Annotated in this window: 12 protein-coding genes; 2 read left to right on the plus strand and 10 right to left on the minus strand. The window is 42.1% G+C overall.

What is annotated here, in order from left to right; genetic code table 11:
- Positions 1-1,062 precede the first annotated feature (1,062 nt).
- The 9 genes from CDZ87_RS12745 to CDZ87_RS12785 form a co-directional block, all read right to left on the minus strand.
- Positions 1,063-1,209: a YoaH family protein gene (locus CDZ87_RS12745; protein ID WP_100753883.1), complete on the minus strand. Its 147-nt coding sequence runs from the start codon at positions 1,207-1,209 to the stop codon at positions 1,063-1,065.
- An 82-nt stretch (positions 1,210-1,291) separates the two neighbouring features.
- Positions 1,292-2,470, minus strand: a complete 1,179-nt coding sequence (locus tag CDZ87_RS12750) for a conjugal transfer protein TraF (RefSeq protein ID WP_100753931.1) — start codon at positions 2,468-2,470, stop codon at positions 1,292-1,294.
- A gap of 58 nt (positions 2,471-2,528) precedes the next feature.
- The gene (locus CDZ87_RS12755) at positions 2,529-3,407 is read right to left on the minus strand and encodes a DUF2861 family protein (RefSeq protein ID WP_100753884.1); all 879 of its coding nucleotides are present in this window, start codon (positions 3,405-3,407) and stop codon (positions 2,529-2,531) included.
- Entirely contained in the window at positions 3,407-4,066 is a 660-nt protein-coding gene (gene vxrB, locus CDZ87_RS12760) for a response regulator transcription factor VxrB (protein ID WP_038176550.1), read from the minus strand. The genes CDZ87_RS12755 and vxrB overlap by 1 nt, the downstream gene beginning before the upstream one ends.
- Entirely contained in the window at positions 4,041-5,501 is a 1,461-nt protein-coding gene (gene vxrA, locus CDZ87_RS12765; RefSeq protein WP_422641424.1) for a sensor histidine kinase VxrA, read from the minus strand. The genes vxrB and vxrA overlap by 26 nt, the downstream gene beginning before the upstream one ends.
- Before the next feature lie 144 nt (positions 5,502-5,645).
- Positions 5,646-7,022 (minus strand): Re/Si-specific NAD(P)(+) transhydrogenase subunit beta, encoded by a 1,377-nt coding sequence (gene pntB, locus CDZ87_RS12770; protein ID WP_100753886.1) that lies wholly within the window; start codon positions 7,020-7,022, stop codon positions 5,646-5,648.
- Between the two features lie 12 nt (positions 7,023-7,034).
- Positions 7,035-8,582, minus strand: a complete 1,548-nt coding sequence (gene pntA / locus CDZ87_RS12775) for a Re/Si-specific NAD(P)(+) transhydrogenase subunit alpha (RefSeq protein WP_100753887.1) — start codon at positions 8,580-8,582, stop codon at positions 7,035-7,037.
- 298 nt (positions 8,583-8,880) lie between these two features.
- Positions 8,881-9,159, minus strand: a complete 279-nt coding sequence (locus CDZ87_RS12780; protein ID WP_100753888.1) for an HlyU family transcriptional regulator — start codon at positions 9,157-9,159, stop codon at positions 8,881-8,883.
- Positions 9,160-9,176: 17 nt separating this feature from the next.
- Entirely contained in the window at positions 9,177-9,542 is a 366-nt protein-coding gene (locus CDZ87_RS12785; RefSeq protein ID WP_100753889.1) for a late competence development ComFB family protein, read from the minus strand.
- A 206-nt stretch (positions 9,543-9,748) separates the two neighbouring features.
- On the opposite strand from CDZ87_RS12785, the gene CDZ87_RS12790 reads away from it, so the two are divergent.
- Positions 9,749-10,984 (plus strand): GGDEF domain-containing protein, encoded by a 1,236-nt coding sequence (locus CDZ87_RS12790; protein WP_100753890.1) that lies wholly within the window; start codon positions 9,749-9,751, stop codon positions 10,982-10,984.
- 41 nt (positions 10,985-11,025) lie between these two features.
- Here the strand turns inward: CDZ87_RS12790 and CDZ87_RS12795 are convergent, their stop codons facing one another.
- The gene (locus CDZ87_RS12795) at positions 11,026-11,955 is read right to left on the minus strand and encodes a GGDEF domain-containing response regulator (RefSeq protein WP_100753891.1); all 930 of its coding nucleotides are present in this window, start codon (positions 11,953-11,955) and stop codon (positions 11,026-11,028) included.
- Between the two features lie 236 nt (positions 11,956-12,191).
- Here CDZ87_RS12795 and CDZ87_RS12800 point away from each other — a divergent pair, with 236 nt between their 5' ends.
- The gene (locus tag CDZ87_RS12800) at positions 12,192-12,629 is read left to right on the plus strand and encodes a DUF3069 domain-containing protein (protein WP_038176540.1); all 438 of its coding nucleotides are present in this window, start codon (positions 12,192-12,194) and stop codon (positions 12,627-12,629) included.
- The last annotated feature ends 68 nt before the right edge of the window (positions 12,630-12,697 follow it).

A 12,697-nucleotide genomic window follows, 5' to 3' on the forward strand; every position in this document is an offset into this window, starting at 1 on the left:
GTGATCGTCAAATCGATCGTTATTTTGATTAAAAAATGTTCACGATCTCACCCTGACGCATTTATCTAGAGTAGATTACCGGATTACTCAGTGTACCTTTTCCAAGTTCCAACTAATTAGTTAGATAACCTCTGATGATCTAACGACAGTTAGAACAACAGAGATTATCTACTTTATGGTAAATCAGTGTACTGTTAAATAGAAAATATTAATGAACTTATGGAAAACCCAAAACTGTTAGCATATGAACTTATGATAAACCCAAAACTAAAACTGCATACCAATACAACAAGGTCTATAACTTATTGAAAGTAGGGTTCTCATGAAGTTAACTTAAAACCCAAGACATTTAACATAACAATGATAATACGCACTAAAAAATGAAGGGAAGGAAAAACGAATTGCATACTTTACTGTCAATTAATATCAAAACCATCCTCGAATCTTTGATTTGATATATTGATTGTATTCTGTGTTAGATTCCCATAGAGACCTTACGTCATCAGAATTCACTTTAAGTTACGACGTAACATTGAATTCAGCAGCACCGTTACCTTCTGCTTTAAGCCTTCAAAAGTAAATCTGTGTTAAACACCATTTCGTCTCAAACGATTAGTTTTAAGTTCAAGCCTCCACATAACAAACTGGGTCTCCTTAAGCTGTCTAGCTAACTCATTGCTCTACTTGCAACTGCATTACGAGTGACCTACATTCGTTACCGCATCACCATGCAGTGTAATCATCTAGAATGCCGTAAGCACTTGCTGTCATGAGTTACCATTATGTAATTAAATTACAGGTCAAACACTAAGCTCGTCCCGCGCAGAATAAAATGTTTCAGTAAGGCGCTGTATTTAAACGATTTTCCTTTTATTGAAATCTTATTATTTAGACTTTCAAAACACATCCATAATTAGTTTCTTTTAGTGTCACGCTTGCTTTTACCCCTTACTCACCTATTCCGTTTTCCTTCGTTTTAGACTCATTTAGTTATAGTGCACTATATGACTATAAATATAAAAAGAGCGCCGCAGCGCTCTTTTAGTCGAGAATTAGTCTTTACTATTGTTTAGCGGCTTGCGCTCTAATTTTTCCGGCAACGACTTTAATCGCTTGAGCGGTACTCATCCCTTCTGCCATTAACTTTTGGATTTCTTCAACGGCTTTTTGTTGTTCTTGGTGAGAGAGTTGCGGTAAATCGTCAAACATAAAAAAGGCTCCTAAATATTTAGCAGCCGACTATAGTACGAATCTTAGCTAATGACTAGCCTAACTAACCTAACTGCACAGATTAATAACTTGTTAGGAAGTTGATATAAGCACCCATAGAATTTTCATTGGTGTAACTTGCACCGATATCAAGTTGAAACAGGTTTAACGGCGAAAGACCGATACCCGCAGTTATCGTATCGTCGAGATCATCATAGGCTAAGTTACGGTTCCAACCCGCACGCAATTTGAGCTGGCGCAAAATGTCGATCTCGCCACCAACTCTTACCATTTGAGTATTGTCATTGAAATTGGTGTAGCGCTCCTCTTCGTTCAGATCGTAGTCGACACTTAACGAAGCGTAATCACCGATTAAACCCACACCCACGGTATAAAGGGGGCGCATTTGATAAGAATAACTAATCGCCGGTTTCCCAGACACTGATGATGGTATCGTTAACGTCTGAATATCACGGCTAACTAAATTATTAGCAGAAAACCCAACTCTTAACGGTCCATAAAACCAAAGAAAACCTGCATCTATGTTGAATGTAGTTTCTCCATTACCATTATCTCGGACATCTTTAATATCGTAGTTTGTAAAACTCGCCTCATAAACATAGGTGTAAATACGTTGCAGTTTGGGCGTTATACCAAATGAAATATGTTGACCAAGAAATGTTTGATATTTAGCCAACGAAATACCAACTTCTGTCACGCCTACCGATACTGCATTTACTGTACTATTTTGAGCATTTTCTAAGATTCGTCCTTCATTTATCGGATTGGAACTATCGCTAGCAATTTGAGGAGCAGCGTAAGACTCTGCATATGCCTTACCAAACACGTTGGCGGATATATATCTATTAGGAATAGCAAACGCAACAACCCCACCTATTTCTAGCTTAGCTACATCACCATCTAACGCTTTTAGGGTATTGTCTAAATCGTTGATATCGATGCTTGTTATATCATTGCTTGCTCGATTAATAAGGTCAGACGCTTTGTCTAGATCATCAACCATCATATGCTCATCACTATATGAAAGACCAAAGCTTGGTGTGATCATCCCGACATCATCGTTGCGACGATAAATAGCGGTTATGGCAGGATTATAAAAGGGGGCGGTTAAGAAGTTTGCCGATACTACACCAACACCACCCATGGCATCACCACGTGCTTCGATAGCGTAGTTAGCCGCAGACGCTGATGTAGTCGCTAGCGCAATAGACAGTGTTAATAGTTTAATTTTATTTTCCATATCGATATAAACTTTAGGTTCCATGGGCTTATATCGCCCTATTGTCTATTATCTTTAGTTATTCCTCCACTGAAACATCATACGTTTTACTAATTATTTGCGACTGCTCTACGATGACCGGCCCCTGCCAACGTTGGCTGTTGATTGACACCGCTAGGACATAACGACCAGGATCGACGGTGATTTTATCGATTGATGTAGGATAGTCGGATTCATATCGCTCATTCGCCACTTGAATGTAATTACCATCGACATAGTCATAGATAGACACATCCAGTTTAGGTAGCGGACAGTGTGGATTTAGTAATGCGTTGCGTTCAACGCGCCATTCCGCTTTCGCGTTCCATCGAACGACTGTTGACGAAAAGGGTTCACCTAACATTAGCCAAGAACTCCAAGAAGTTTGGTCTGTCGCGGTGATATCAATGCGATAGAGCCCCATATCGACCTGACTATTTAAGTTATATCGCTTGGAGTATATTTGTAAATCTTCGTCGTTGGGTGAAATTGCGACGGTAAACGTGTTATCCGTTGAAAGCTCTTTTGACACCCATTTAGTTAAGCGGATGTCTGTAATCTCTTTATTTGATGCCGCTTCGACTGTAGCTCGATATGCGTCCCGACCTGGACTTTGAATATCGCTACGCCGAACTACGACCGTATTCAACCACTGTGGTAGTGGTTTGTTTGCAAAACCTTTACCACAATCGACTTCAAGGGATTGAACAAAAAGATCATTGAGGTGTGGTGTAATAGTCTGGTTATTTTCAAGCTGCCATACCTCTACCAACGATCCAAACATAGCGGATAAATCATTGTTTAAAAGGTGCTTGTGTGCCTGGGTCAGCGGTGAGTTCGTATCAAACCACGGCACTTGCTCTGCGTTAATTGGCGCGCTAATCGCTAGCGCACCGATTAATAAGTAAAGTTTAACCATTACGCCTTCATTTTATAGCCAACGCCACGGAGCGTTTCTATCTCAAGGCCGGGCAGCTTTTGGCGAAGTTGTAAGACGTGGGTATCAACCGTACGAGTAGTTGGGAAGTGATTGTAGCCCCAAACGTGATCAAGTAACTCATCACGAGTAAATACTCGGCCTAAATTGCTCGCTAAAAACAACAGCAGATCAAATTCGGTACGCGTTAATGTCACCGATTCATCATTATAGAACACTTCTCGAGTGGACTTGTCGATAACCAAATGCTCGGTCACCACGCGAGAATCATCACTTTGTTCCCCTTCAGGTGCACGAAGTTGAGCGCGAATTCGTGCAAATAGCTCCGCTTCTGCAAAAGGTTTAGTTAAGTAATCATTAGCACCAGCGTCAAGCCCGGTGACTTTATCCTTTACTGTCACTAGAGCAGTTAACAATACAACAGGGACGTCTTTGATTTTTTTCCAATCGACTAAGTGCTGTACTGAATCGCCATCTGGTAATTGACGATCGAGAATGACCAAGTCGGCCTTATCCCAATATTGCGCAACATCAGCGATCTTTTCGGCATGGAAACATTCGTATCCCGCTTGTTCAAGGCTGACTAGCAACCCATCCGCTAAGTTTTTATCATCTTCAACGAGAAGCAGTGTCTGTTTCACAAGGTATCTCCAAAATAAACGTTGTCGGTGGACCAACTAAGGACATTTTACCACCCATCCTGCTGACCATCGACTCGACAATTGTTAAGCCAAGTCCTAGGCCGCTTTTACTTACAAACGGTTTGCGAACTTGACGCCAATCTTTTGCCGTCAGTTCACCTTGGTCCATCACTTTAACCGTAATTTTTTGTTTTTCCGTTATAACATCGACAACAATAGGTGCCACACCATATTTAATGGCGTTTCTAATTAGGTTGTCAATGCATGTCCCTAACCAATAAACATTAAGTTTAGCAGCACTATCTCTATTGATGACAAACTTAATATTGTTATCAAACTCTTGTTCCATCTTAAATTCAAGCCACTCTGCAACTGATGGAACCCAAGCGGTTGCAAGGGGTTTATTATCCGATTGCAAATAATCTTTACTTGCTTCAGCGAGTTGGCGTAAGCGTCTGGAGTCTTCACATAAACGACGAAATTCATCATATACCGACTCTGGCAGTTTTTCGAACTCACGGCGAAAACCTTCAACCGTTAACGACAAACTGGCAATTGGCGTTCTCAATTCATGGGTGAGAATTTGCAGTACCAACATCCGACTTTTCATCTCTTGTCGTTTGGTATTCCAACGATATGCTGACCAGCCAATCACCAATAATATGTTAGCGATAACTAGGACTACCATCGAAATGCGCAAGATATCGGATTGATCTTCTACATCCCAGCATAAATTGCCACGCTGAATAAAACAGGCATTCGACTCACTTTTGAGCGTAAACATCAACCCTGCTTCTTTTAAATTATCCCGCCATTGAGCGTCAGGATAGAGCAAGTAATTGTCGTTTTTTCTCAGCCATAGTTCATCGCTTTCGATGAACATGCTTGACCCTGAGAGTAAAGCGATGATCGAGTCTTCACTCATTCTCTGCAACCGACCCAATAAGGTGTTATTCGGTGCTAAAGAACGCTCATTTATGTGCATATATTGCTGCAAATCATCGAGCTTTTCTGGGTGAAATTGTACATACCGGCTGGCGTAAGTCCCCCCGCCAGGATGAATCAGTGCACTACGTGCAAACCATTTATCACTTAACTTACTGCCTTTACACATGGCGCGAGTGAATACCAATGGTTCAGTGATCAACGGACTTAGAGGCAACTTACCGGTACAATTTTGCGCAAGCTTGTACAATCGCTGGATATCTTTTAATGGATAAGAAGACGTCTGTGGCAACATTGATTCAGGCGTAAGAAGACGAGTGGGATAATCTGACTGTAAGTTACGGATGTCGTAAGAGACCGTCGCGTCTACTTGATCAAAAAGATCCACAAACTTATCAATACGTTCCGGCAATGATTGAGCTAAGACACTGGTGTTAAAAAGTGCTAAGCCAAATAGCCATGCGATTATCGTTTTCTTAGTCAAATGCAAAAATTCATTAAATCAGCAAGTTATGATTTAGAGTAAAGCATTATTGCAAAAATATAAAATTGAATGTGATATCTATGTCAGAAATGTAACTGATGAAATGAAAGAAGCCAGCAAGATGCTGGCTTCTTATCAGGTTATTTGATGTTACAAAGCCCGTGAGATCGCGTCAACGCTCTCTTTTGCATCACCGAACAACATCTGAGTATTCTCTTTAAAGAATAATGGGTTTTGTACACCAGCGTAACCAGTATTCATTGAACGCTTGAATACCACTACGTTTTTCGCATTCCAAACTTCCAGCACTGGCATGCCTGCGATAGGGCTATTTGGATCTTCGAGTGCGGCTGGGTTAACAGTATCGTTCGCACCAATAACTAGCACAGTATCGGTGTTAGGGAAATCATCGTTGATCTCCTCCATCTCAAGTACGATATCGTAAGGTACTTTAGCTTCAGCGAGCAAAACATTCATATGACCGGGTAAGCGACCCGCAACAGGGTGAATACCAAAGCGGACTTCAATACCCTGAGAGCGTAGTTTTTCGGTAATTTCATGCACTGGATATTGCGCTTGAGCGACGGCCATACCATATCCTGGCGTGATGATGACAGACGTCGAGTTCTTAAGCATTTCAGCGACATCTTCAGCGGATGTTTCACGGTATTCACCCTGCTCCTGATCCGATGAGATCACCACTTCTTGACCAAAACCACCAGCAATCACACTGATAAATGAGCGGTTCATCGCCTTACACATAATGTAAGAAAGGATCGCACCTGATGAACCGACCAACGCCCCTGTCACAATCAACAGGTCGTTTGCGAGCATGAAACCTGCTGCCGCTGCTGCCCAACCTGAATAAGAGTTCAACATTGAAACGACCACTGGCATATCTGCACCACCAATCGATGCAACCAAGTGATAACCGAATGCGAAAGCAATGAGAGTCATCACGATCAACGCAAATACGCTACCATCCGCGTTAACAAACTTCAGCATCAACAACGTTGAAACAACGATCGCCGCCAAATTAAGTTTGTGTTTATGAGGAAGATTCATTGGTGAAGACGAAATAATACCGCGTAATTTACCGAAAGCCACTATCGACCCTGTAAATGTCACCGCACCAATGAAAACGCCAAGGAAAACTTCAACAAGGTGAATAACGTGTTCAGCGTGTGTTGCTGCAACGGGGGCATCAAGGTAGCTGTTGTAGCCTACTAACACCGCGGCCATACCGACGAAACTATGCAAAATTGCCACTAACTCTGGCATTTCTGTCATTTCAACTTTTTTGGCGTAGTGGATACCAATACTACCACCAATCACCATCGCAATAATGATCCAAGTAAACCCTTGCGAATCCGGGCCGAAGATCGTTGCGATCAACGCGATAGCCATACCTGTGATGCCGTAGTAGTTACCCGACCTAGCCGACTCTTGCTTAGACAAACCCGCTAAGCTCATAATAAAGAATAAAGCAGCAACAATATAAGCTGCCTGTACTAATCCTGCAGACATTCCCTGTTACTCCTAGTTTTTACGAAACATTTCAAGCATACGCTTGGTGACGGTGAAACCACCGAAAATATTAATGCTGGCAATTAGCACAGCAATAAACGACAAGAATGAAACAACGCCATTACCTTGACCAATTTGCAACAATGCACCCACCACGATAATGCCAGAAATCGCATTGGTCACTGACATTAAAGGAGTGTGCAGTGCATGAGTGACGTTCCACACAACGTAGTAACCAACCACACAAGCAAGTACAAATACGGTGAAATGTGATAAGAATGCCGCCGGCGCAACTGAGGCAATCCAAGCAAAAGCGCCCACCGCGGCGACAAGGCCTGCCACTTTTTTAGTTGGTGACGTTGGTTGTTCTACTTTCGGTTCTGGTTTAACTTTCGCTGCTGGTTTTTGCTCTGGTTGAGCAGAAACTTGAATCGGTGGCGCAGGCCAAGTCACTTCACCTTCTTTGATAACCGTAACGCCGCGCAAAACGACATCTTCAAAGTCGATGTTGATGTTACCGTCTTTCTCTTTAGCTAATAACTTAAGTAGGTTAACAATATTGGTCGCATAAAGTTGAGATGATTGAGTCGGCAAACGACCAACCATATCCGTGTAACCAACAACCTTGACGCCGTTCTTTGTGGTGATCACTTTATCAGCAACCGTGTATTCACAGTTACCACCGTTGGCTGCGGCCAAATCAACAATCACGCTGCCGGCTTTCATGTTGTCAACCATCTCTTTGGTGATCAACGTTGGTGCGGGACGGCCTGGAATCAATGCAGTGGTAATAATGATATCAACATCTTTTGCTTGCTTAGCATAAAGCTCAGCGGCCTTTTTGTTGAAATCTTCTGACATCTCTTTGGCATAACCATCGCCTGAACCCGACTCTTCTTTAAAGTCGACCTCTAAGAACTCAGCCCCCATTGACTGAACTTGTTCTTTAACTTCAGGACGAACGTCAAATGCGCGAACAATCGCACCTAAACTGCCCGCAGCGCCAATAGCCGCAAGGCCAGCAACACCCGCACCTGCAACCAAAACTTTAGCTGGCGGTACTTTACCTGCTGCGGTAATTTGACCTGTGAAGAAACGACCGAATTCATGAGCCGCCTCCACCACCGCACGGTAACCTGCAATGTTTGCCATTGAAGACAACGCATCTAGCGCTTGAGCACGAGAAATACGCGGTACGGCGTCCATTGCCATTACGTTGATGTTCTTAGTTGATAACTTTTCCATCAACTCAGGATTTTGCGCAGGCCAAATAAAGCTGATTAAGCTAGCACCGTCTTTAAGTAACGCAATCTCATCATGTTGTTCATTTGAGAGTGGTGCGTTGACCTTAAGAATAATATCCGAATTCCAAACGTCTTCCGTAGAGACAATCTTCGCTCCAGCATCAGTAAACGCAGAGTCGTCAAAACTTGCTAATTCACCTGCTCCGCTTTCGACATTAACCTCGAAACCTAATTTTAATAACTGCTCAACCGACTTTGGCGATGCAGCCACTCGCGTTTCACCCGCAAGTATTTCTTTTGGCACACCAATTTGCATTAGCTATTCCTTGACTATTCGCAACAATGATTGTTCTGTTTTTATCCAACGTATTCCGATACTTCAAGTAATTTGTAACAAAAACACAAAATATCATTACTTATAACCATTGGTCATCGATTATTGTGCTTCTGAACTCGTTACCTAACAACACTCTTTTAACAGAACGGGGGGTCAAACCAGTATAGGTAAAATTACGTAAAAACAATAGATTATGTTACGTCAAAAATAAAAAAGAACCATCAGCATAGCGGCTAATGGTTCAAAAAATTATGATATCTATCAATTTGACAAGAATCTATTGGAAAATGTTGTCACCCATTTGGTCAATATACATCTGTGCTTTTTTTAGCATAAATTCATTGGCATCGCTTTGACTAGAGAGTACGTCAGAACGAATAAAGCGATGAGTTTGTATGTCTTCACCCAGCGGCTTCGTAATCCGACCCGCAATACGATATTGACCGCCTTCAGGCAATGCCTCTTGATATATCAGATACCCCTTATACTCAACAGGTTCGACTTGAGGTTGGGGTTGAGTTTTACTGCTACCAAACAAGCGAGAAAAAAGTCCCACGTACTTCTCCTAAATTGTTATTTTGTTTTTTGTAGAATTGGCTTTTCAAACCATTCAAGTTCCACATCATCATCGAATGCCTGACGGCTAAACACCACAGGTACTTCATCTTTGCGACTTTTACGACGATCGTCAATAATCATTGTTTTGGCAGCATCAATCGCATTGGCTGCGTACTCTTTTAGCGTCACTAACCTTTCTTCAGGTAGCGCAGAGAGAAAATCAATGTCGTAACGAATGTATACTGGTCTTAATTGGCTTAACGCTAAGCAGGCTAAATCGGCTAATTGTTCGTTGTCGAAAAAGTCAACATACTCTGATTTCGCTAACTCTTGACCCACCACCGTTTCCATATAGTTATGAACGTCTACACTTATTTGCATATTCACCTGCTCCTTTAGTGACACTTTTTCCAAAATTATTGTTGCCAAAACGATAAATACAGCCATCGCAGACACCACTTCAACGACTATTTTGCCTGCAAATTACTCATGTCATCAATTTTCTCTGTTAAGTTTAGTAAAAAGCTTGGAAATTCATCAAATAAAAGTATTCTTAATAATTTGTTCGTATTCTCAGGCTAGGATTAATGTCGTTTTCGATCGTTATTACAAATTGGTTCCGCTTGCTGTTGCCATTAATACTCATGGTATTTATCGGACTGGGCATCGACAACGTCATTGACCTGACACGTGCCAACTTGGGCATCGTGAGCCATCTTCCGTTTGTATTACTGGCGATTGCGATTCTACTCGGACATATCTTCAAACAAAGTCGAATTGCCATGGTAGCAAGCGCATTATGTGTTGCCTATTGGCTAATTCAAGCTCGGCTACAAACCCCTCTGTCATCAGGAACAACCATTCTTGAGCTTTCTTTGCTTGCTGGACTTTTACCTATCGCATTGGTTTTAGTCTACTCCTACAAGGACTCTAACCTATTCTCGCGTTCATTCATCGTCTATGGCGCAATCATCGTTATGCTTTTGCTTTGGTCCTATGTCACCCTGACCTATTTTTATGAAGGCGGATTCGACAATATAAATGAAACATATCTTTATGTTTTGCCGCAGGTTTCAAAACTGCCGTTTATTTTAGTCATTTACTCGCTAGCCATGGTGTTGATCTCTGCAATCTGTGTGCTCAATCGCAATCAGATTATCGATGTCGTGGTTTATTCTGCCACTTTACTGTCATCGACCACCTTTGTCTTCTTCGACGTTGCCTATATTTCAAGCACTCTATTTTCTTTGATCGGGATATTACTGCTGATTTACTTGCTATCCGCAAGCTATGAGTTGGCATTTATGGATACTTTAACTGAGATTCCGGGCCGTTTGGCGCTTGAGTCTGATTTAAAACACCTTGGCCGGCGATTTACCATTGCTATGCTAGATATTGACCACTTTAAGTCGTTTAACGATACCTATGGCCACGACACAGGTGATGATGTATTGAAATTGGTCGCGACCAAACTGAAACAAGTGAGCGGTAAAGCCAAAGTGTATCGTTATGGCGGGGAAGAGTTCACCATCTTGTTCAAAGGGAAGACAGCCGCTCAAGCAAAAGAACACCTAGAGTCATTACGTGCTGCTATCGAGTCTTACGACATGGTACTACGCAATCAAGACAAACGACCAAAGAGTAACAAACAAGGCAGTAAAATACGCGGAGGGGGTGAAAATACCAACCACGTTAATGTCACCATCAGCATTGGTGTCGCAGACAGTAGTGAATCACGTAAGGTCTCTGTGGTACTCAAAAGTGCCGACAGTGCGCTCTATAAAGCCAAACAATCAGGACGTAACCAAGTCTGCTTGGCTTAAGGTTATTGGTCATCTTGACTTAAATAAAGAATGAGCTTGGGTTAGATGATAAAACGATTACGTCCATCAGATTTGGCTTTGTAAAGCTTTTCATCGACCTGCTTGTAGATATCGGATATCTGCTCTCGACCCGTTGGAGTAGCGAGGGTTAACACACCTTGTGACACTGTCACAAAATTCGCAACATCACTAAACTCATGAGGCATATTAGCTTGCTTTAAAGCATCTTGTATTCGTTGAGCGTCGTGTTTGGCTTTGTCTGCATCACTATGACCTAACAATACAACAAACTCTTCACCACCATAACGCCCAACCACTTCGCCACTTCGCACAAACAGTGTGTTTAATAGCTGGGCAATCTCGATTAAACATTTATCGCCCTCGATGTGGCCATAACTGTCGTTATAAAGCTTGAAACGATCGACATCGAGCAAAATAAGACTTAAAGGCAATTGATGGCGTCCGTGTAAGGCGATCATTTCTTGCAGCTTCTGGTCGACGTAACGGCGATTTTTTACTTTGGTCAAGCCATCTTCTTGGGCTAACTTTTCTAGCTCCGCGTTGGCTTTAACCAATTCAGCAGATATTTGCTTAAGTTCACGGCGCATAAACGCAATTCGCTGCATCGCGATAAGCTTAGAATTAAGAACAATTTTATCTACAGGTTTAATCAAATAATCATCGCCACCCGCTTCAATCGCAGTCGCGATCATGCTTGGTTCATCATGGCCACTGAGGAAGATAATCGGCACCCAATCAGGATAAAGCTGACGTATTTTACGTGACACTTCAAACCCATCCATATCCGGCATAGTCACATCGAGTAGAATAAGATCAGGCTCAAATTGAGGATAAAGTGCGAGAGCTCGCTCCCCCGACTCGGCCATTTCAACTGAGTGCCCTAACTGTTTCAGTCTTATTGCCAGCTGGATTCTTTCCATCTGAACATCATCAACCAATAAGATTTTCATCGAAGAACCGGCTATTTCCACTCGCTCTCTACCCTGAATTCGGTTATATATACTATTTATAAGCGTCTAATAATTTGTTGTAAGCGTCTAGTAATTTGATTTTCAAACACAAAACTAAACGTAAGCAATACTCAAAAGCATACGCCACCTTATGATAATCATCCAACGATGGTTGACTTTTATGGCTGTTTTTTTACGATAGCGCCGATACATACACATTTTAAGAGAAAACATACATGTCTGACGTTAATCCAACAGAGCAAACAAAAGTAGATCTAGCAGAGGTTTCGGCAGAGCTTCGCCAGGTAATTCAATTTGACGAAGTCCCAGAAGCTATGCACTACATGGTGACGTCAATCCATGAAGTTTCGGAAGAAGCCGTTCGTGAAGCCTGGAATGAGTTACCAAACAGTGCACAAAATGTATTAGACAACTTTGAACAGTTTCATGCACTCATTTCAGTGAGTCAGGCATTTGCTGGTATCAATGTGATGGAAGAGTTCCCAACACTGAACCTACCAAAAGAGATGTCTGAACAAGACAAAGAAGAGTACCGTACCCAGCTGCTTGATCAAGTTCTGCACAACTGTGTCAAAGATATGGTCAAACAGATCAAAAAAGCGCGTCGTGATCCTATTCTTAAACGCGATTTTACTGACGTGTTTGCCAAGTAATACTGTTTTTACTTTTACCCGTTCTTACTTATACCAAGTAAGAGTCAACGCCGCTAATAAGCGGCGTT

The organism is Vibrio salilacus, from assembly GCF_002811245.1.
Lineage (GTDB): Bacteria > Pseudomonadota > Gammaproteobacteria > Enterobacterales > Vibrionaceae > Vibrio > Vibrio salilacus.